The sequence below is a fragment of the Paraburkholderia sediminicola genome (assembly GCF_046030555.1).
GTDB lineage: Bacteria > Pseudomonadota > Gammaproteobacteria > Burkholderiales > Burkholderiaceae > Paraburkholderia > Paraburkholderia sediminicola_E.
The window spans coordinates 205,714-226,673 of record NZ_JAQQCH010000002.1 but is presented as its reverse complement, the minus strand read 5'-3'; the positions used below and the strand labels follow the sequence as shown (position 1 = coordinate 226,673).

Genomic DNA, 20,960 nt, shown 5'->3' with positions numbered 1-20,960 from the left:
GCGTCTCGCGTTGCAAAACACCATCCAGCCGCGTAACGGCTTGTTGTAGTTTTTTTGCTCGGGCAATAATGACTTCGCCGGATGGTCATGTGGATTGCAACAGTGACTTTGCGATGCCTCCCATCGGGCGTGGTAATGGGCGCTCAGTTCGCGCCAGCATGCATTTCGATCAGGGTTAACCCATCGAAAGGATGCGGCGCAGTGCATACGGTTTTTTTGCATGCCAGTTGTCCTCAGACGCGGGCGCATCTCCATCCAGGAGTGTCCAGCGGTGTTTCCTCCGTTCCACGAACTCAAAGGAGATGACAGATGGAAATCCGCGATCCTTCACCGGGCCTCTACAACGAAGATCTCGCACCGGCCAGGCAGCGCAACTGGGGAGCCTTCAGCATCTTCAATGTGTGGACCTCGGACGTGCATAGCCTCTGGGGCTACTACCTCGCCGCCAGCCTGTTCCTGCTGTGCGGCAGCTTTATCAACTTCGTGCTGGCCATCGGGCTCGGCTCGCTGGTGATCTTCGCGCTCATGAACCTGATCGGCTACGCGGGTGAGAAGACCGGTGTGCCTTACCCGGTGCTGGCGCGCGCCTCCTTTGGCGTGTGGGGCGCCAACCTGGCCGCACTGGTGCGCGCCGTGGTGGCCTGCTTCTGGTACGGCGCACAGACGGCGGCCGCTTCCAGCGCGATGGTCGCGCTACTGATCCGCAGCGACAGCCTGATGGCATTCCACAAGGGCACACACTTCCTCGGCCACTCAGGGCTGGAGGTGATCTGCTACGTGATTATCTGGGCGCTGCAATTACTCATCATCCAGAAGGGCATGGAGACGGTGCGCAAATTCCAGGACTGGGCCGGCCCGGCGGTATGGATCGCGATGCTGATCCTGGCGATCGGCTTGTGCGTCAAGGCCGGCGGTTTCTCGTTCACCAGTGGCATTCCGATGAACGTGTTGCTCGAGAAGACCAGCGACGCCGGCGTCAGCGGCGAGCCCGGCTCGTTCTGGGCGCTGATGGCGGTGGGCGCAACCTGGATCACCTACTTCGCGGCGCTCTACCTGAATTTTTGTGACTTCTCACGCTACGCGAAAAACCGCGACGCAGTGAAGAAAGGAAATCTGTGGGGGCTGCCGGTCAACCTGATCGCGTTCTCGCTGGTGGCCGGCGTCACGACCATCGCAGCCTTCAAGGTGTACGGCGAAGTGCTGCTCCACCCCGAACAGATCTCGGCCAAATTCGACAGTTGGGTGCTGGCGCTCATCGCGGCGCTGACCTTCGCGGTGGCGACACTGGGCATTAACGTGGTGGCCAATTTCGTCTCGGCGGCGTTCGACATCTCCAACACGTTCCCCAAGCAGATCAGCTTCAAGAAAGGCGGCTACATCGCCGCGGCCATCGCGCTGGTGCTCTACCCGTTCGCGCCTTGGGAAGGCAACGCCGCACACTTCGTCAACGCCATCGGCGCCACGATGGGCCCGCTGCTGGGGATCATTCTGGTGGACTACTACCTGGTGGCCAAGGGCAACATCAACGTCGCGGCGCTCTACCAGGAGTACGGTGAATACCGCTACGAGGGCGGCTGGAACGTCAACGCGCTGGTCTCCGCGGCGGTCGGCAGCGTGTTTTCGACCTTCCTGCCTAACTTCACCAACCTGCTGCCGGTCTGGTGGAATACCTATGGGTGGTTCTTCGGCGTGGGGATCGGCGGCGGCATGTACCTGATCATGGCGACGCTGCGCCCGCGTGCCGCGATTGCGCCGACTGGTGCCTGAAGGGGGTTTCTGGGGAGCGTCTGGGGGAGCGAATCGGGGTGCCAAAGGCACGCGCAACAGGCACGGCAACAATGCTGATGGCTGGCCGTCTCCGGTCATGCTAGGATTTCCTCAAACAACTCCGGAGACTGCTATGCCGTTCATCTGCGAAAACGTTGAATGCCGCGCCGTGCTGGCCCGCGGGCAGGTCAGATCCATTCAAGAGAACGAGGGATGGTGCTTCTACTGTCCAGACTGCAAAGCGAGGAACGCGTTAAAAGATATCGGCGAGCCGGGCGGTCCTGTCGAGTTGATCCAGCCGGAGAGATCCGATCTCCCGCACAAGGTAATTGCCACTGCTCGCCCTTTGGAGGACGGCAGGTATGCGGCGCAACTACGCGTACAAAGGGCGCTCGGTATGAAGGGGACTTACGCAGTCGAAGAAAATTGGGAACAACTCGGTGTATTCCCAGACCCGCACGAGGCCGTCGCGCACGCGAAGTCCATTGCAGCAGACTTGCTGGACCGGAAGGCATAGTCCCGCACGGAACGCTGGATCAGCGGTGCGCACCGTGCGCAAATCTTTAAGCTTCGGCGGGAGCGAGCTTGACGAATAGTCGGGCCGCTTCGTTGCCGTGCGACAAAGCACGCTGTGCAAGGGTGAGCGCTAACTGCGCGTCGTGGGCGACTGCGCTACGGTCCTGATCGAACAGCTTGACGGCGTGGCGCATATGCTGCCCCGCCTGATCGTGAAGCTCCGCTGCCGCTGTGTGATGTTTTGCCGCGTCGCTGTTTGTCGCAGGACCGGTCGAGGCAGGTGTTGCCTGAGGTGTACTTGCGCTGTGTGCGCCCGCGGCGTGTGCCTGATCGATCGCGTGTAACGTGTGGCCGTGGGCCACCATCGCCTGGTGTGCGGCGTGGGCATAATCTTTACCGGCCTCGAAATGCCGCGCCGCCCCGCGGTGATATTGCGCTGCCTGCTCGTGATGTGACGCCGCGGCTTCAAGATGTTCTTTTTTGCTGTGCTTCGTGCTCATACCGGCTCCTGTAAAACTGTTGGACTTACTCCGATGATGGTTTGCGCATCATCCGGCGAAGGCGAAATCAAACGCACTCAAACCCGCCACGCCGGCCCATCAGGAAAGTCATACTGATCGAGCGACGCCGCATGCATTTCAATGCTGTAGCCAGAACGTTGCGGCGGCATATAACGGCCATTTCGGATCACGACAGGATCGACAAAATGCTCATGCAGGTGATCCACGTACTCGAGCACCCGGTTTTCTAGCGACGCCGACACGCAGATATAGTCAAAAAGCGAAATGTGCTGCACGTACTCGCACAAGCCGACGCCGCCCGCGTGCGGACACACGGGCACGCCGAATTTCGCCGCCATCAGCAGGACGACGATTACCTCATTCAACCCGCCCAGGCGGCAGCTATCGACCTGACAGAAGTCGATTGCCTGCGCCTGCAGCAACTGCTTGAACATCACGCGATTCTGGCAGTGTTCGCCCGTCGCCACGCCGATGGGTCGAATCCGCTCGCGGATGGCCGCGTGGCCAAGAATGTCGTCGGGACTCGTGGGTTCTTCGATCCACCACGGATCGAATTGCGCCAGGCGCCGCATGTTCCCGACCGCTTCGTCGACATCCCACACCTGGTTCGCATCCATCATCAGCTTGCGGTTTTCGCCGATTTCTTCGCGCAAGATGCGGGCTCGGCGCATGTCTTCTTCGAGATTGCCGCCCACTTTCTGTTTGAAGTGCGTCCAGCCCTGCGCGACGCCTTCACGTGCGAGCCGGCGAATCTTGTCGTCGTCGTAGCCGAGCCAGCCCGCTGAAGTCGTGTAGGCCGGATAGCCGTGCGCGAGCATCTCCTTTTCGCGCTCGCCCCGGGTCTTTGCATGGCGGTGCAACATGGCGATGGCTTCCTGCGGCGTGATCGCATCGGTCACATAGCGGAAGTCGAGGCAACGCACGAGTTCTTCGGGGCTCATGTCGACGAGCAGCTTCCACACGGGCTTGCCTTCCGCTTTCGCCCACAAATCCCAGGCCGCGTTCACGACAGCCGCCGTCGCCAGATGAATGGCGCCCTTGTCCGGGCCGATCCAGCGCAACTGGCTGTCTGATGTCAGCGCGCGCCAGAAAGCGCCCATGTTCGCTGCAATATCCTCGAGCGTTTTGCCGACGACGAGGGAGCTAAGTGCCTGCACCGCACTCACACAGATCTCGTTGCCGCGCCCGATGGTGAAGGTGAGGCCGTGACCTGTCAGCGCCTGCGGCGAATCGGTTTCGAGCGTCACATAGGTGGCGGAGTAATCCGGCGCGGCGTTCATCGCATCGGAGCCATCGAGTGAACGCGAGGTAGGAAACCGGATGTCCCGGACGGACAGCTTGGTGATCGTGGGCATTAAACCCTCTCCTCTACGACAGCTATCGACTTCTGCCTATCAGCAAAGAGGGTCGCGGCATCGGAAGACGCCGCGACCCCTTCTCTCTCTCCGTACCGCGTGGCGACGTTCAATCGTAGAGCACAGCGGCAATCTTGGGATCGCTCATATTGCTCTTGTCGTACCAGTAGAAGCCCGTGTCCACTTTCTTGGGCAGCTTCTCGCCCTTCAACGCCTTCACGGCGGAGTCGACCACGCATTTGCCAATGCCGACCGGGTTCTGCGTAATGGCGCCGGCCATCAACCCTGAATTGATATCGTCTTTTTGCTCCTTGCCGGAGTCGTAGCCAATCAGGACGAGTTTCTTGCCCGATTCCTTGACGCCGATCGCGGCCCCCTCCGCCGAGCCTTCATTCGCCCCGAAAATGCCCTTGAGATTGGGATTGGCCTGAATCATCGTCTTGGCGATTTCCGCCGACTTCAAATGGTCGCCGCCGCCATACTGGACTGAGACGATCTTGATGTTCGGGTGCTTCGCTTTCATCTCATTCAGGAAGCCGTCGCGGCGATCGATACCGGTGCGGCTCGTCTGGTCGTGCACGACCAGGCCGACTTCACCGGCATTGCCAATCGCCTCGGCCATCTTGTCGGCGGCGAGCGCGGCCGCGGCAATGTTGTCGGTTGCGCACGTGGTCAGCGGAATGTCGCTGTCGACGCCGGAGTCGAAGGCAATGACCGGTATTTTGGCGGCCTGCGCCCGCTTCAACAACGGAATGGCCGCTTTGCTATCGAGCGCGGCGATGCCGAGCGCCTGGGGTTTCTTGGCGAGCGCGGCCGAGAGCATGTCGATCTGCTTATCAACCATGGCCTCGGTTTCCGGACCCTCGAAGGTGATCCTGACGTTGTGCTCCTTGGCCGACTGTTCCGCACCGGCTTTGACGGCCTGCCAGAACTGGTGCTGAAAGCCCTTCGAGATGAGCGGGATGTAGACGTCCTGCGCGTACGTCACACTCGTCCCGCCAATGAGCGCGCCAACGCCGACCACGACACCGATTAGTTTTCTTTTCAACATGGGGTTTCTCCTCCTAAGTTGGCCATCAACCTTCAGCCGTTGGGGGAGCCTTTGGCGCTCCCTTTTCTTGATCTTGTTCCGCGCAATACCAGCCTTCGTCAACCTTCGTCAGCTTTTCCTGCGCCGTAAAATATCGGCATAGACCGCGAGAATGATGATGAGGCCAGTCACCACGATCTGCCATTCCTGCGCGACGGACATGATGCGCAGGCCGTTGGTCAGCACGCTCATGATGAAAGCCCCGATGATGGTGCCGAGAATCGTGCCCGATCCACCGCTGAGCGAGGTCCCGCCGATGACCACGGCCGCGATCGCTTCGAGTTCGTAACCTTGTCCTAGCGCCGGCTGCGCCGAATTCAGGCGCGACGCGATGAGCAGCCCGGCGACGCCGCAAATTGCCCCAGCGAGACCGTAAATGGCGATCTTCCACCGGTCGACGTTCACGCCGGAAAGGCGCACGGCTTCTTCGTTGCTGCCGAGCGCAAAGGTGTAGCGGCCGAGCGCCGTGCGATTGAGCGTGATCGAACTCGCAACCGCAAGAAAAAACAGGATCAGGACTGCATTCGGCACGGGCAGGCTCGGCAGTACGTAGCCGATCAGCGAATCCTGAGAGATCCGGTAGAAGTTTTCGGTATCGCTGAAATAGATCGGCTTGTCGGCCGAGACAACAAGGGACAGCCCTTTCAGCAGCAGCATCATGCCTAAGGTGGCAATGAACGGCGGTATTTTCATTTTCGCCGCGAGGGTGCCCGAAATACTTCCGCAGATCGCGCCGGTTCCAATCGCCGCCACGACGCCGGTCCACATCGGCAAATGCCAGTAGGTCAGAAACACGCCGCAAATGACCGCCGTGAAGGTCATCAGCGTGCCAACGGACAAATCGATGCCGCCGGTGATGATGACAAACGTGCAGGCAATCGCCAGAACGCCGTTGACCGCCGTCGCCTGCAGAATCCCGAGCATATTGTCCATCTGCATGAACGCGGGAGACGCAAAGCTGAAAAAGATCAGCAGCAGGATCAGACTGCCGAAGGCGAGCAGCTTTTGCAGCGCGGTCGGCGTGAAGACGCGGGCCTTAAGGCCGGACAAGCGTCCCTGGTTAGCGAGCGCCGAAGTATCCGATGGCAGTGTCATAAACTGAACGTCTCCTCTTCAGGCTCACGCCGCTTTCAAGGTTTCACGCTGCGTCGCCAGTTGCATGATGCGCTCCTGCGTCGCCTCCGTCGCCAGAAGTTCGCCGGTGATGCGGCCCTCGCACATCACGACGATCCGGTCGCTCATGCGCAAGATTTCCGGCAACTCCGAGGAGATCATCACAATCGCCTTGCCTTCCTCGGCGAGTGCGCGCAGCAACTTGTAGATTTCGCTCTTGGCGCCGACGTCGATGCCGCGCGTCGGCTCATCGAAGAACAGCACATCGCAGTTGCGTTCGAGCCATTTCGCAATGACTATTTTCTGCTGATTGCCGCCCGAGAGAAGCCGCACCTCCTGCGCCGCGGAGGGCGTACGAATGGCAAGCAGATTGATGAAATGGGAGGCTGTCCGGCGTATCTGGGCGCGGCGCAAGAAAAAATTGAGCGACAGAAACTTGCGCAAATTGGACATCACGATGTTCGATTCGACGCTCATTCCAGTCGCAAGGCCGAAGCGCTTGCGGTCTTCCGAGAGATAGCCAATACCGTGCGCCACCGCATCGCTCGGATTCCTGATCGGCACCTTCACCCCTTTCACAACAATTTCGCCGGATTCGATCGGATCGGCGCCGAACACCGCTCGGGCAACCTCCGTGCGCCCCGCGCCCATCAAGCCGGCAAAGCCCAATATCTCGCCTTTTCGCAGCGCGAAACTCACGTCCCTGACCAGTGGCCCGGCATTCAGATTTTTGACTTCAAGCGCGATCTCGCCCTTGCCTGCCTCGTTGCGAGAAGGCGCTGCGTCGGTCAAGGTTCGCCCGACCATCATGCCGATAATCGCGTCGACGCTGGTGTCTCTCACGGTGACGGTGGCCACGTATTCGCCGTCACGCAACACGGTGACGCGGTCGGCAATCTGCTTCAGCTCGTCCATCTTGTGCGAGATGTAGACGATCCCCACACCCCGGCTCTTCAGCTCGCGAATGATGCGGAAGAGCTCGGCGATCTCGGCGTCGTTGAGCGCCGAGGTCGGCTCGTCCATGATCAGGACGCGCGAATCGAAGGACAACGCTTTGGCGATCTCGACCATCTGCTGCCTGGCAACGGTGAGGGTGCTGACAACCGCGCGCGGATCGAGCTTCACATGCATGCGGGCAAGAATGTCGCGGGCTTGTGCGTTGAGCTTGTCTTCATCGAGGAACAGGCCGAGGCGTCCGCGCGGCTCGCGGCCGATAAACATATTCTGGGCGACGGTCAGATGATTCATCAGCTGAAGTTCCTGATGAATGATGCCGACGCCCAGGGTTTGCGCCTCGCGCGGGCTCAAGAACTCGACGGGCTGACCGTCATAGAGGATTTCGCCGGTATCCCGGGTGTAAACACCGGCAAGGATTTTCATCAGTGTCGATTTGCCGGCGCCGTTCTCGCCCATCAACGCGTGGACCTCTCCCGCCATGAGCTCGAACTGGACTTCGTGAAGCGCTCTCACGCCGGGAAAGCTCTTGTTGAGCCTTTTGACGGAAATGAGCGGGGTCATGGCGCGGATTGAACGACAATTCCGCAACCGCCGCTGGCCTCATGGTGAGGAGCGGGTCGAAAAAGCGTTGGACGCCGTTGTGCCGGGCGTTGCCGGGTATTGCAGCAATAATCGCGGCAGAAATCGCGGCAGAAATCGTAACGAGAAGCCAGACACATTGCTGGGCCCCCAAACCGATGTGCCACGATTTTACGCTGCCGGACGGCAGCGGCTCAATTAGGCATTCCCTGGTATCGTCAGGCAAATGGTGCGGGATTCAGTAGGCAGTCAACGAACCCCGTCTTTCGTCTGCCGATGGGACAGCCTGACGCAGCACTACGCTTCTTCGGCCAGAATCTGCTGGATGACCTGCTCGAAGGTTTCCACGGGTTGTCCGCCGCTCACCAGATAGCGGCCGTTAAAGATGATCGCCGGCACCGACTGGACGCCCTTCGCCTGGTACTCCCGTTCTTCCGCGCGAACCTCGTCGGCATAGTCTCCGCTTCGCAGCACCCTGCCCGCTTTCTCGGCGTCGAGCCCCACGGATCGGGCCGCGTCGATCAGGACTTCGTGATCGCTCGGATCTTTGCCCTCGGCGTGATAGGCCCGCAGCAGCGCCAGTTTGAGTGGCAACTGCTTGCCCTCGATACCGGCCCAATGCATCAGGCGGTGCGCATCGAAGGTGTTATAGACGTGCGTACGCGGGCCGAAAGTAAAGCCGACGCTGGCCCCGCGCTCGCGGATCATGGCCTGCGTTTCGGCGATCTGCGCCGGTGTGCGGCCATATTTTTTGCCGAGATAATCGACAATGGCCTCGCCGTCCGGACCCATCTCCGGATTCAGCTCGAAGGGATGTACCACTATCTGGGCGTCGACCGCTTCGCCAAGACGCGATAGCGCAAGTTCGAGCGACGACAGGCCGATTGCACACCACGGGCATGCGATATCGGAGACGAAATCGATTGTTAGTTGCTGAGTCATAGCTTTCCTGACGGGAATAACCTGTGGCACGGCCGCCCCGGCGCGACGCAAAGACGGCCCACGGAGTAGCCTAGCCTGAATCGCCAATATTTGCAGCGCCACGCTCCGGACCTACGCCGAAGCGGCCATCCGCGTGGCCTCAGTCCGGCATTCCGTTGTGGTCGCCGAGCGGCCGGGTGGGCCAGTCTACCCAGCGGTCCTTGCGGGTCAGCTCGTATGTTTCATTGCGCGGGTAGCGAATGCGGTTGTCGTCGCGCGGAGGTTCGCCGATCACCATCAGTCTGACTTCGTCCTTCGTATTGTTGATGAAGGTGTGGCAGATTCCAGTGCCGGCCGGAAATGCGACGGAATCGCCTTCGGCAATGGCATGAAGCACGCCGTCGATCCAGACATCGGGCTTGCCTTCGAGCACGTAAACAAACTCCTGCTCGGTACTTTCGGCATGCGGATAGGATGTCCGCCGGCCGGGCAGAAGCCTCACATGATGAATGCCAATACGCGTAATGCCGAGCGCGGCGGAAAGCGGCGCGTCTAGCGCCATCTTCTCGGTATCGCCGCGATAGGAATGCGCATCCGGCTCTTCGAGTTCCGTCCAGTGCTTGATGAATTCGGGTCGGCTCATCGGGTGTTCTCCGTTAGGAACGACAGTTGATGATAGCCGCTTGCACAAGTCCGAAACGCATTCGGACCCGCAACGGAAATCCGCATCGACGCCAGGTCATTTCGGCGCACGAATGTTGAATGGTTTTCCCGGCACCCAGGCCCAGGTCGCAATAACCTTCGCGCCCTCAGGACCCGCGGTGGTGACATGGACGACGCCGGCGGGCATCCGGTAGCTCTCGCCCGCGTGCACGACGCGTGTGGGTTGACCATCGACCTGCACGGTAACCTCGCCCTCGAGCACGTAGGCGACCTCAGGCCCGGTCGCCTTGTGCCGCGGCTTCGAAGCGTTCGGAGGAAATTCGGCCATGCCCATGCCCATTTCGCGATCGGTTCCTGGAACCGGGACCCGTTGCAAAACGACGGTGTCTTTCGCCGCCGGTGCGCTTTCGGCAGCTTCGACCGATGGTTGGACACACATGAGCGCCGAAAGAACAAGCGGAAGGTAGCGAGCGCTTTTCATCGAAGATGGTCCTGCTTATTGGCCGTCGCTGGCGAGTGACGTGAGAATCCGGTATGCAGCGGTGACCCGCTCATTAATCGGGAAATTCTTGTTGGCGAGAATGACGATCCCCAGCCGCTTCTGCGGAATAAACGCGATGTACGCGCCGAAGCCGTTGGTCGAGCCGGTTTTATTGATCCAGACGTCTTCGCGAGGCGGCTGCGGCGGCGTGATTGCCGTAACCGGCGTTGCGTTGAAGATCATTGCCGATGAATTTCCATCCTGAAGCGTCTGCAATTTGACGGGATAGGGATATTGCTCCCATATCAGGTCCTGGGTCATCGGCCCTGCTTTGAAGTATCCGGTGTGGGTATCGGTGATCGCGCGCTGGAGTTTCGGGTCCAGCTTGATGAGATTCATGTTGGCTTCCACAAAGCGAATCATGTCGGCCGCCGTGGTCCTGATGCCGTAGGCTTCATCGGATAGCACCCCGGGCGCCATTCTGATCGGCGCACCTTCTTTCGTGTAGCCCTGAGCGTAGTCTTTCAATTTCCCAGCGGGCATGTTGATGTAGCTGCTCTTCATATCGAGCGCGGGAAACAGACGCTTTTCCACCAACACGCTAAAGTCCTGACCCATACTCTTCGCCGTTATCAGGCCAAGCGCGCCAATGCCGGGATTGGCATAAGTCCGATACGTTCCAGGCGCATAGGTGGGCTGCCACTGCCTGAAATATTGCATCAACTGATCGTTGTTGCGGATGTTGTCGGGCACCTGCAATGGGAGCCCTCCGGGCGTATGCGTGCCCAGATCAAGAAGGCTGACATTGCCGAACTTGCTATTTCGCAGTGACGGGAGGTACTTGCCCGACTGATCCGACAAAGACAGATAGCCGCTCACCTGCGCATAGGAGGCCAGCGTCGCCGTCAACGTCTTGCTGACAGAACCCAGTTCGAACAAGGTGTCACGCGTGACGGGCTGTCGGGTTTGCGTCGACGCCAGGCCGTAGTTGAATACGTAATGCCTGTCACCGTCGATGATGCCAACCGCCATGCCGGGAATGCCATAGCTCGTCATGACCGGTTGTATGGCGCGATTCACTGCACTCGCGATTCTGTTTTGCTGATCGTCGGCGGCGTGGCTGACGACCGCGGTTGCACAGGCAAAAAAACTTGCTGCTAAAAGGCTGACGGTTCTAAGCTTCATTTCCCTAATCTGTCAATTTCGCGCAGGTGGGCGAGATCCGGGCGGGTTCGCTGAGAAAGGAGTATGCGTGCTCGCGGATTCATCGACTATCGACGATATCTTGTTCGTGGCGAAAGAAAAACTTTCGCGTGACACGCGATATCCTTCCACCGCTTGCCGGCAATTCCCCACCCGCGCTCAGAACCGATCCATCGAACAGGGGTATGCGGGCCGCACGGCCAGCGTTACTCAAACTACCGCCGACCGGTGGCGCGCCCGCCCCGTGCGCCGACGATCAGTAAGATCCCATATAGTCGCGCTTGCCGATTTCGACGCCGTTGTGACGCACAATCGCGTAGGCCGTCGTTACGTGGAAGAAGAACTGGGGCAAGCCATAGTTTTGCAGATAGGCGCTGCCGACCAGCTTCTTCTCTTTCGGCGTGCCCGGACGCAGGACGATTTCCTTGTTCTCGCTACCTTCGAACTGGGCGGCCTCGAGCGTGCCGATGTACGTCAACGCCTTGGCGATAAGCGCTTGCAGGTCTGCAAACGTGACTTCAGTGTCGGGCCACGACGGCACTTCGACGCCGGCCAGACGCGAGCTGATACCTTTGGCGAAATCGGCAGCGATCTGTACCTGACGCACGAGGGGGAACATGTCCGGGAACAGGCGCGCCTGCAGCAGCGCGTTCGGATCGATGTTTTTTTCGGTGACGTGTGCTTCGGTTTTCTTCAGCACTTCGGACAATGCAGTCAGCATCTGCTTGAAAACTGGGACGGATGCGCTGTAGATGGAACTCGTCATGATTGCTCTTTCGGTCGATGTGGGATGCCGGCGCGGAAGATACCGCGTCGGCCGGTTTAATGTCTGGCTGGCGATTGACCGTGTTGGCCGTCGTGCGACATGCCTGAAACGGGGGAAGATTACCATCGTCCTGGTTCGAACGTTGGCGCGACCCTGTCAGCGAATCCAGGCGCGGACACGGTCCGTCGCGCAGTTCGGGCGGTTCGGGCGGTTCGGGCGGTTCGGGCGGTTCGGGCGGTTCGGGCAGGTGATATTCTTGCCGCTCGCTGTATTTCTGCACGCGGATGCGTGTGTTAAACGTTCCCGATCGAACACCAGCGGCCGAAACAACAACGCTTTCTTGCGTCGTCCGGCACAGTACTGCCAGATCGGCTTCAGACGAAGACGAACAAACAGGATTGAACGTCATGAACGACAAGCCAGATGTGGCGCCAGACAGCACAGCAGCGCGAGTGGCCTTGTGGCGTGCGCTGCATGTCGAGGCCGATTCCCCGCCGCATGTGCTGGACGACAAAATCGGCCTTAAGCTGCTGGCTCCGGACGAAAACTGGCGCAGCCGCGGGGACATGGACCCGCAGTTCACGCGTCCCTTCCGCGCGTCAATCGTGGCCCGCGCTCGCTTCATTGAGGACCTGGTCGTGGAACAGGCCGGCCGCGGGCTGAGTCAATATGTCATTCTCGGCGCGGGCCTTGACACCTTCGCACAGCGTCGGCCGGAGATCGCATCCCGCCTCAAGGTGTTCGAGGTCGACCCGCCAGGCCCTCAGGCATGGAAGCGTGAGCGCCTGATCGAGCTCGGTTTCGGCGTCCCGGACTGGCTGCGCTTCGTGCCGGTCGATTTCGAGGCAGGGGGAACCTGGCGGGACGGGCTCATGGCCGCCGGCTTCGATGACAGCAAGCCGGCAATCGTAGTCTCCACGGGCGTCAGCATGTATCTCACCAAGGAGGCGAACGCGGCCACGCTGCGCCAGGTCGCGGCCCTCGCCCCAGGATCGACGCTCGCCATGACCTTCCTCCTCCCGCTGGAAATGGCGGACCCCGAGATACGTCCCGGGCTTGAGATGGCGGAAAAGGGAGCGCGAGCAAGCGGGACACCGTTCCTCAGCTTCTTCACCCCGCCGGAGATCCTGGCGCTGGCCCACGAAGCAGGCTTTACGGAAGCACGGCACGTCTCAGCGGCCGATCTTACCCAGCGCTACTTCGCGGGAAGAACAGATGATCTGCGTCCGCCAAACAATGCCGAAGAACTGCTGGTCGCCAATACATAGCTGCCGCATACTTTCCGGCATCGACATCAGCCCCGCGCCGGCGAAGCGCGCGAATGAGCCAGGTCAATGAATACTAGCGACCTCGTCGGCGAACCCAAACCAGCAGGCCCGTGGCGACGCCTGCTATGGCTATGGATCGCGTTCTGGCTGCTCATGCTGGCAGTTGGAATGCAGGAATCTTTGTGGACAGGCAAACTGCTTGTCTGGCAGCCGCTCGTCGACTACGGCTCTTCAGCGCTCGGCGCCACCGTGCTGGCTGCCGTGCAGAAGGGACGCGCGGACCGGTTCGACAGTTTTCTCAACCAGCCACTGCAATGGTTTCTCCGCGTCTGGGCATGGATGCCACTGCAACTGGTCCTTTACGTCACTGCCGTGTACGCGTTGCGGATCGGCGTCTACGCACTCGCTGGTGTAAGGTTCCGGCACGGGCCGTGGGCCGAAGTGGCGGCGTACGAAGTGACGCAATTCGTGCTGTTCTACGCGTTGCTCGGGGGTGTTCAATTCGGCCTGCGTTCCTATAGAGCGTGGTCCGCCGAGCGGCTACGCTCCGCACAGCAGGCAAACCTGGCACGGCAGGCACAACTTGCCCAGTTGACCCAGCAACTGCAGCCACACTTTCTCTTTAACGCGCTGAACACCATTTCGTCGCTGATCCACAGCGATCCCGACACGGCCGACATGCTGCTCACCCGGCTCGCGACATTGTTGCGCGCAGCCACCGACGCGAGCCGGCATCCCGAACAGTCACTGGCCGACGAACTGACGCTGCTTCACGCCTATGCGGACATCATGGTCCGGCGTTTCGCCGATCGGGTCCAGATTTCGTGGGAGGTCGATACCACGGCACAGACTTGCCGTGTCCCCACGCTCGGACTTCAGCCGCTGCTGGAGAACTGCTTCCGGCACGTCGTCGAGCGGCGCAATGCGTTCACGCACATCGCGATACGCATACAGCGTAGCGCGAGCCATCTGCAGATCGAGATTGAAGATGATGGAGATCTGCAGCGTCTTCCCGATAGGCGCGGTGTGGGGCTTGGCAACCTCGAGGACCGTTTGCAATCGTTGTACGGCGCGCAGGCGAGTCTCGAATTGCGACTGCGCCCGGGTGGCGGCCTGATCGCCGGGATGAGACTGCCATGCGCGTACTGATTGTCGACGATGAGGCGCTCGCTCGCAGCAAACTGCTGCGCATGCTCCAGGCATTTCCCGACGTCGAGGTCATCGGCGAAGCCTCCGACGGCGCGGCGGCACTGACGCTTGCAGAAAAACTGCGTCCAGACGTGATCTTTCTCGACATACAGATGCCCGAGATCGACGGCTTCGACGTGGCCGCGTCGCTGCCGGACGACGGTCCGGCGCTGGTATTCGTGACCGCGTTCGACCAGTATGCGTTGCAAGCATTCGACGCTCACGCAGCCGACTACCTGCTGAAACCTGTCGAGCCGGAGCGCCTGCAGCGCGCCGTGCAGCGCTTGCGCAAATCGCTCCCCGGCACGGCACGTCCAAGCGTCGGCATGCCCGCCCATCTGATGATCGCCGACCGTGGGCAAACGCATGTCGTGCGTTGCGCGGATATCGAATGGCTGGAGGCTGCCGACAACTACGTCAACATCCATCTACCCGGGCAGAGTCTGCTGATACGCCGTACGCTCGCCGCCCTGCTCAATGACCTCGACGCTGCCTTTGTCCGTACGCATCGCGGCGCTGCCGTGGCGCTGGGCGCCGTGCTCACTGTGCGGCCACGCGGAAAGGGCGATGCCACAGTCGTTCTGCGCAGCGGTGCCGAGGTGCCCTGCAGCCGGCAGCATCGGGAGATGCTGATGCAACGCCTCCGGCGATAGTGCCGATCGCGCAATCCGCCCCATCGCAGACCCAACTCGTCCCAGTTCGATTGCGGATCAGGAGGCGTGAAACTACGCTGGCTGGCATCACGATAAGGATGATCCGGTCATGGCTGCGTTGCTCACGATACTTAAGTTCGCTATCGTCCTCGTCCTCGCCTCCTCATTGGCCGAGGCGCTGGTGCTTTCTGCCCGGCGCGGCTGGCGCGGCTACGACTGGCGGGCGGCCAGTGTCTCGGTGGCTGACTATCTCGTTCGTGAGTATCCGTTGCAATGGTTGCTGCCGCTTGCGTTCTGGAGCGACGCTATGAGCTGGTTCTGGCGGCACAGGCTCTGGACTTTACCGATGAACCATTGGAGCGGTTGGCTGGCGTGCTTCGTTGGTCAGGAGTTCTGCTATTACTGGTATCACCGTGCAGCCCATCGGACACGCTGGTTCTGGTGCACCCACGCCGTCCACCACTCACCCAACGAACTCAACCTGTCCGCCGCGTATCGTATTGGTTGGACCGGCCGTCTTACCGGCTCGCTGCTGTTTTTTGTGCTCGCGCCGCTATTCGGTATGCCGCCCAGGATTGTGCTGATGCTGCTTTCGCTCAACCTGCTCTACCAGTTCTGGCTGCACGTCACCTGGATTCCACGCCTTGGACCGCTGGAATGGATTCTCAACACGCCTTCCGCGCACCGAGTGCATCACGCGGCCAACATTGAATACCTCGACGGAAATTACGGCGGTGTACTGATCGTGTTCGATCGACTATTCGGTACCTACATCGCAGAACGGCACGACGTACCGTGCCGCTTCGGTCTGGTCCGGCCGACAACGACTTATAACCTGCTGACCATCGAGTTCGATCATTGGCGCGCGCTGTGGCGCGATCTCATGACCGCGCGTTCCATCCGCGAGGTATATGGCTATGTGGGCAAACCACCTGGCTGGCGGCCGGACAACAACGGGGAAACGACCGAAGATCTACGACGCCGGGCAGAGGCGCCATCCTTCGGCGTGGAACAGGGATAGGGGCTCACATCGGTATGAGATCGGTATGAGAGATGGGCAATCGACGGCACTAGAGCTGGGCTTCGATCGCCGCCTTGTCTATCACTGACCATACGTGCTCGATCTTTCCACGCTGAAATTGATAGAACACGTTTTCGGTAAAGGACACTGTCTTCCCGTTTACGTTGAGGCCAAGGAATTTTCCCTTCGGCGTACAGGCGAAGGCCAGGCGGCTGGCTATATAAGACGAATCGGCAACCAGCAGCTGAATGTTGAAATGAAGGTCTGGAATTTCATTGAAGTCTCTCTCCAGCATCTCGCGATAACCCGACAAGCCGATCCGCTGACCGTTGTAGCACACGTCGTCATGAACAAACTCCCCCAGCTTTGGCCAGTCCTGTTGATTCAGGCAGGCAATGTAGCCTCGGTACACGTTGGAGAGGTCGGCTTTATTCATGGCAATTGCCCTTTCCTTTTACGAGGTCCTGCCGCAATGTGGAACGAGTTGACACGCTGCAGCCAAGAATAGCACCTCGAAAATCGAATCGCGCCGTGTCCGTCATGCGCCCCCTGTGCCGCGTTCAGCTTTTGGGAAATAACGCGATTGCCCCTCAACAATGACAGCGCGCGGCCGATAACACAGGTGACGCTTTGGCGAATTGAATGTCTTCAATGATTCATGCGCTCAGGTGTAAGCTATGCGAAATTCAAGAATCCACCCCGCCTCGTTCGCCGCAAACGACAGAACGACCGGATGACGGGAGGGCTAAACCTGCCGTCCAGACGGACGGCAGGTTAATGGAAGGTTATATTTAAGCCACCTTCTCGCGCTGGAGACACTGTGATTCGACATGGCCTTGGCGGTTTGCTGCTTGCACTATGCTGTCTTGGCAGTGCAATGGCGGCCGGTCCCGATTGCTCGCGTTCATTTACGCTCGCCTTGCACGATCACGGCCTGCTCTATTCCGTCGATACCGACACTGGCATCGACAAAGATTTCGCCGACGAACTCATCCGCCGCAGCGGCTGCCAGATCCGGGTCAGCCTCATGTCGCGTGCCCGTATCTGGAAACTGATCGAGTCCGGCGCACTTGATTTCAGCCTGTCCGGAATTGCCAACGACGAGCGCAATCAATACGCGGATTTCGCCTGGTATTTCCGGAACAAATATTATTTGCTGGTGCGCAAGGATGCCGGCATCCATCAACTGACCGATTTCGAGCATAACAAGCAGTTTCAGCTTGGCGTCATCCGCAGCTTCCGTTACAGCGACTCCGCCAACCGGCTGGTCGATAAACTATCGGCCGAAAACCGCGTCAGCCAGGCAGGCGGCCTCGATCCGCTGTATCAGGCACTGATCCTCCGGCACATCCAGGGCATGATTATCGAACCCTTCGACTATCCCGCGCTCGATGAAAAGAAAATCCGCGACGTGACAACCATCGTGGAGTTCAATGACCCCGCCGTACCGCACGGCCTCATCATGTCGAAACGGGCACTGTCGGCAACCGAGCGGGAAAAGTGGCGTGCCCTCGTGAATGACATGCGCGCGGACGGCACCGTCCAGCGCATCTTCGAGAAGTACTTCAAATCCGACCTCGCTGATTCGATGGTCGACCTCCAGACGCCACCGTGAGCTGGGCGCGCCTTGTCCTGCTCCCGTTAATGGTCTTGTCCGCTTCACTCAGTGTTACCTGGATACTTTGGGACCACGAACGGCAAGCTGCCCGCCATGAACTGCTCGCCCAGTTCAACTTCTCGCTGGGCGACGCTGTCAGCCGGGTCGAACAGCGTATGGCGACCTATGAGCTCCTGCTGCGCGGCGTGCAGAGCCTGTTCGCCGCCACCGGCGAAATCAACCGTGACACATTCCGCAGCTACGTCGGCACGCTCAATCTCGACGCGAACTTCTCCGGCATCCAGGCCATCGGCATCGCCGAATGGGTACCGGCGACGCAGAAGGATGTTCATGTGGCCGCCATGCGTCAGCAAGGTCTGACCGGCTACACCATTGAGCCCCAGGGCTCGCGCGACAACTACGCGCCCGTCATCCAGCGTGAGCCGTATATTGGTCTCAATCGCGCGTCGCTGGGCCTCGACGCATGGGCCGACCCGGTGCGGCGGCGCGCCATGGAAAAGGCGCGCGATTCCGGAATGGCAAGCATCTCCGGGAAGGTCCGTCTTTGGGTGGATACGGAGGCCAACGCTCGCGCCGGTTTCATCATGTACCTGCCAATCTACGCACAAGGGCAATCGCAGGACAGCGTCGCGCAACGCCGGGCGCACCTGGTCGGCTGGGTCTACGCCTCGTTCCGCATGCACGACGTCGTCGCAAGTCTGTACGGCGATCAGCCACCGGGACTCACCATCGCCATCTACGACGGCATTGAACCGTCCCCTGCGGCACTGCTGCACAGAACACCTGCAACAGGCGGCCGGCGTCCGCCCGCGATCATTTCGGCTAACGAATATCTGGTCATTGGCGGACACGACTGGATGCTTTCGATGAGCGCTCAGGACGACTTCAAATCCCGTTTCGGCCGCAACGCTGAACTGCTGATCGCCAGCGCAGGCATCGGTCTTAGCCTGCTGCTCGCGCTGCTCACCTGGCTCATGATGACGGGTCGCGGCCGCGCGCTGCGGCTCGCCTCCACGATGACACAGGAATTGCGCGAGAACGAGGAGAAATTCCGCGCGATCGCCGACTGCACGGTCAACTGGGAGGTCTGGTGGGGGCCGGACGGCAAGCCTCGCTGGATCAACCCTTCCGTGCGGGAATACACGGGATATACGGTCGAAGAATGCATGGCCATGCCCGACTTTGCAGGCACCCTGATCTATCCGGACGATCGCTCGCGGGTTGCCCCTGAGTTTATGAAGGGACTTCAGGGCTTTCGCGGCGATGACCTCGAGTTTCGTTGTGTTCGCAAGGATGGCTCACTGGTCTGGCTTTCCGTTTCGTGGGTTCCAATCAGCGATGCCAAAGGCGATTTCATTGGCTTTCGCACCAGCGGGCGCGACATTACCGAGCGCAAACAGGTCGAGACCGAACTTCGAATCGCTGCCGTCGCCTTCGACTCGCAGGAGCCGATGATGATCACCGACGCCAACGCCAACATCCTGCGCGTGAACTCGGCTTTCACCGAATGCACCGGCTATACAGCCGGCGAAATCGTGGGCCAAACACCGCGAATACTGCAATCAGGCCGCCACGGCACCGCTTTTTTCCGCGAAATGTGGGAAGCCATCCACCGGGCTGGCGGATGGCAGGGAGAAATCTGGGACCGCCGCAAAAATGGCGAGGTGTATCCCAAGTGGCTCACGATCTCCGCGGTAATGAGAGCAGATGGTGTTGTCAGTCACTATGTCGGCACGCATCACGACATTACCGAACGCAAAATCGCGGAGGAAAAAATCAGGGAGTTGGCCTTCTTCGACGCGCTGACCCGTTTGCCCAACCGCACCCTGCTGCTGGATCGGCTGAAGCAGGCGATCACCTCCAGCGCCCGAAGCGAAGCGTGCGGCGCCTTGCTATTCATCGACCTCGATCACTTCAAGACGTTGAATGACACCCTCGGCCACGACAAAGGCGATTTGCTGCTGCAGCAAGCGGCGCAACGTCTGGCGGCCAGCGTACTCGAGAGCGACACCGTGGCGCGGGTGGGCGGAGACGAGTTCGTGGTGGTGCTGGGAAGCTTGCATGAAAACCGCGAGGAGGCGGCCAGCCAGACCGAGGCTCAGGGCGAAAAAATTCTCTCTGTCCTTGGCATGCCGTATCAGCTTGGCGACATTGAATACCGCAGCACCGCGAGCATTGGCGCCACTGTCTTCATGGGGCAGCAGGCCTCCATCGACGAGCTCCTGAAACAGGCCGACCTCGCGATGTACAAGTCGAAAGAGAGAGGACGCAATGCCGTGTGCTTCTTCGATCCGGACATGCAGACGGTCGTCGTGGAGCGGGCTGCGCTTGAGGCGGGACTACGCAATGCAATCGAGGAAGATCAATTCCTGCTTCACTACCAGGCGCAGGTCGACGGCGCTCGCGTCACGGGCGTCGAAGCGCTGGTGCGTTGGCAACATCCCTTGCGCGGCATTGTGCCGCCCGCCGATTTCATTCCGCTCGCTGAAGAGACCGGATTGATTCTTGCACTGGGAGGCTGGGTTCTGGAAGCGGCCTGCACGCAACTGGCGCAATGGGCAATGCGGCCGGAGATGGCTCATCTCACGATTGCGGTCAACGTCAGCGTCCAGCAGTTCCGCGAACCCGACTTCGTGGACAAGGTGTTGGCCACTATTAACCAGACAGGCGCAAGAGCGGACAGGTTAAAACTGGAACTGACGGAAAGCGTGCTGGTGGACAACGCGCAGGACATCATCCAGAAGATGGGTGCGCTCAAGGCGAAAGGCGTTGTCTTCTCACTGGACGATTTCGGTATCGGGTATTCGTCGCTTTCCTATTTGAAGCGTCTGCCTTTGGATCAGTTGAAAATCGACCGGTCGTTCGTGCGTGATGTCCTCGTCGATCCCAACGACGCGGTGATTGCCAGGACCATCGTAGCGCTTGCGCAGAGTCTCGGCCTGGGGGTCATCGCCGAGGGTGTGGAGACCGAAGCTCAGCGAGACTTCCTCGCTGCTGCGGGATGTCATGCGTACCAGGGCTACTATTTCTGCCGCCCGCTTCCCATCGAGGGCTTTGAAGCGTTTTTCAGCAAGCTCGAGTCGCGCCAGTGCGTGGCTGAATGATCTCGGCACGCCAGATTTAACGCGCCGTCCGTCCCCATCACCCACCCGATTCGCGCCGGACATGAAGGCCGGGGCGTCGCTCGCCGACGCTTATACCGGGCTTCAGCCAGAGCCCCGTCCGAGTGCCCGGCGTCGCGCGCGTTCAGGTGAATGGGATCCATGTACGTGACAAAATC

19 protein-coding genes are annotated in these 20,960 nt (G+C 60.2%); 8 read left to right on the top strand and 11 right to left on the bottom strand.

What is annotated here, in order from left to right; translation table 11 throughout:
- Window positions 1-309 precede the first annotated feature (309 nt).
- Together PQQ52_RS04225 and PQQ52_RS04220 are read left to right on the top strand one after the other, a co-directional pair.
- The gene (locus tag PQQ52_RS04225; protein ID WP_408207155.1) at window positions 310-1,767 is read left to right on the top strand and encodes an NCS1 family nucleobase:cation symporter-1; all 1,458 of its coding nucleotides are present in this window, start codon (window positions 310-312) and stop codon (window positions 1,765-1,767) included.
- Window positions 1,768-1,900: 133 nt separating this feature from the next.
- Window positions 1,901-2,284 (top strand): hypothetical protein, encoded by a 384-nt coding sequence (locus tag PQQ52_RS04220; protein WP_408207153.1) that lies wholly within the window; start codon window positions 1,901-1,903, stop codon window positions 2,282-2,284.
- 46 nt (window positions 2,285-2,330) lie between these two features.
- On the opposite strand, the gene PQQ52_RS04215 is transcribed toward PQQ52_RS04220, so the two are convergent.
- The 10 genes from PQQ52_RS04215 to PQQ52_RS04170 all read right to left on the bottom strand — a co-directional run bounded on the left by PQQ52_RS04215 (window position 2,331) and on the right by PQQ52_RS04170 (window position 11,932).
- Window positions 2,331-2,783 (bottom strand): hypothetical protein, encoded by a 453-nt coding sequence (locus PQQ52_RS04215; protein WP_408207151.1) that lies wholly within the window; start codon window positions 2,781-2,783, stop codon window positions 2,331-2,333.
- A 77-nt stretch (window positions 2,784-2,860) separates the two neighbouring features.
- The gene (locus tag PQQ52_RS04210; protein WP_408207149.1) at window positions 2,861-4,159 is read right to left on the bottom strand and encodes an L-fuconate dehydratase; all 1,299 of its coding nucleotides are present in this window, start codon (window positions 4,157-4,159) and stop codon (window positions 2,861-2,863) included.
- A 109-nt stretch (window positions 4,160-4,268) separates the two neighbouring features.
- Window positions 4,269-5,210: an ABC transporter substrate-binding protein gene (locus PQQ52_RS04205; protein ID WP_408207718.1), complete on the bottom strand. Its 942-nt coding sequence runs from the start codon at window positions 5,208-5,210 to the stop codon at window positions 4,269-4,271.
- A 108-nt stretch (window positions 5,211-5,318) separates the two neighbouring features.
- Window positions 5,319-6,344 carry an ABC transporter permease gene (locus PQQ52_RS04200; protein ID WP_408207147.1) on the bottom strand — a complete coding sequence of 342 codons (1,026 nt, stop codon included), beginning with the start codon at window positions 6,342-6,344 and terminating at the stop codon, window positions 5,319-5,321.
- A 24-nt stretch (window positions 6,345-6,368) separates the two neighbouring features.
- The gene (locus PQQ52_RS04195; RefSeq protein ID WP_408207145.1) at window positions 6,369-7,880 is read right to left on the bottom strand and encodes a sugar ABC transporter ATP-binding protein; all 1,512 of its coding nucleotides are present in this window, start codon (window positions 7,878-7,880) and stop codon (window positions 6,369-6,371) included.
- A gap of 315 nt (window positions 7,881-8,195) precedes the next feature.
- Entirely contained in the window at window positions 8,196-8,840 is a 645-nt protein-coding gene (locus PQQ52_RS04190; protein ID WP_408207143.1) for a DsbA family oxidoreductase, read from the bottom strand.
- Between the two features lie 139 nt (window positions 8,841-8,979).
- On the bottom strand, window positions 8,980-9,462 hold the full coding sequence (locus PQQ52_RS04185) for a cupin domain-containing protein (protein WP_408207141.1): 483 nt from the start codon (window positions 9,460-9,462) through the stop codon (window positions 8,980-8,982).
- A 96-nt stretch (window positions 9,463-9,558) separates the two neighbouring features.
- Window positions 9,559-9,963, bottom strand: a complete 405-nt coding sequence (locus PQQ52_RS04180; protein WP_408207139.1) for a cupin domain-containing protein — start codon at window positions 9,961-9,963, stop codon at window positions 9,559-9,561.
- 15 nt (window positions 9,964-9,978) lie between these two features.
- Window positions 9,979-11,148, bottom strand: a complete 1,170-nt coding sequence (gene ampC, locus PQQ52_RS04175) for a class C beta-lactamase (RefSeq protein WP_408207137.1) — start codon at window positions 11,146-11,148, stop codon at window positions 9,979-9,981.
- Window positions 11,149-11,422: 274 nt separating this feature from the next.
- Entirely contained in the window at window positions 11,423-11,932 is a 510-nt protein-coding gene (locus tag PQQ52_RS04170) for a DUF1993 domain-containing protein (RefSeq protein WP_408207135.1), read from the bottom strand.
- 407 nt (window positions 11,933-12,339) lie between these two features.
- Between PQQ52_RS04170 and PQQ52_RS04165 the strand changes: the two genes are divergently transcribed.
- From PQQ52_RS04165 to PQQ52_RS04150, 4 genes are all read left to right on the top strand, one after another.
- Window positions 12,340-13,200 carry a class I SAM-dependent methyltransferase gene (locus PQQ52_RS04165; protein WP_408207133.1) on the top strand — a complete coding sequence of 287 codons (861 nt, stop codon included), beginning with the start codon at window positions 12,340-12,342 and terminating at the stop codon, window positions 13,198-13,200.
- A gap of 66 nt (window positions 13,201-13,266) precedes the next feature.
- Entirely contained in the window at window positions 13,267-14,349 is a 1,083-nt protein-coding gene (locus PQQ52_RS04160) for a sensor histidine kinase (RefSeq protein ID WP_408207131.1), read from the top strand.
- A complete protein-coding gene (locus tag PQQ52_RS04155) occupies window positions 14,337-15,041 on the top strand; it encodes a LytR/AlgR family response regulator transcription factor (RefSeq protein ID WP_408207129.1) in 705 nt (234 codons plus the stop codon). Before PQQ52_RS04160 ends, PQQ52_RS04155 begins: the two co-directional genes overlap by 13 nt.
- 109 nt (window positions 15,042-15,150) lie before the next feature.
- Window positions 15,151-16,062, top strand: a complete 912-nt coding sequence (locus tag PQQ52_RS04150; protein WP_408207127.1) for a sterol desaturase family protein — start codon at window positions 15,151-15,153, stop codon at window positions 16,060-16,062.
- A 49-nt stretch (window positions 16,063-16,111) separates the two neighbouring features.
- Here the strand turns inward: PQQ52_RS04150 and PQQ52_RS04145 are convergent, their stop codons facing one another.
- Complete coding sequence (locus PQQ52_RS04145; RefSeq protein ID WP_408207125.1) at window positions 16,112-16,498, bottom strand: ester cyclase; 387 nt, start codon at window positions 16,496-16,498, stop codon at window positions 16,112-16,114.
- 384 nt (window positions 16,499-16,882) lie between these two features.
- Between PQQ52_RS04145 and PQQ52_RS04140 the strand changes: the two genes are divergently transcribed.
- Window positions 16,883-17,677: a substrate-binding periplasmic protein gene (locus PQQ52_RS04140; RefSeq protein WP_408207123.1), complete on the top strand. Its 795-nt coding sequence runs from the start codon at window positions 16,883-16,885 to the stop codon at window positions 17,675-17,677.
- Window positions 17,674-20,784 (top strand): bifunctional diguanylate cyclase/phosphodiesterase, encoded by a 3,111-nt coding sequence (locus PQQ52_RS04135; protein ID WP_408207121.1) that lies wholly within the window; start codon window positions 17,674-17,676, stop codon window positions 20,782-20,784. Before PQQ52_RS04140 ends, PQQ52_RS04135 begins: the two co-directional genes overlap by 4 nt.
- Window positions 20,785-20,960 lie beyond the last annotated feature (176 nt).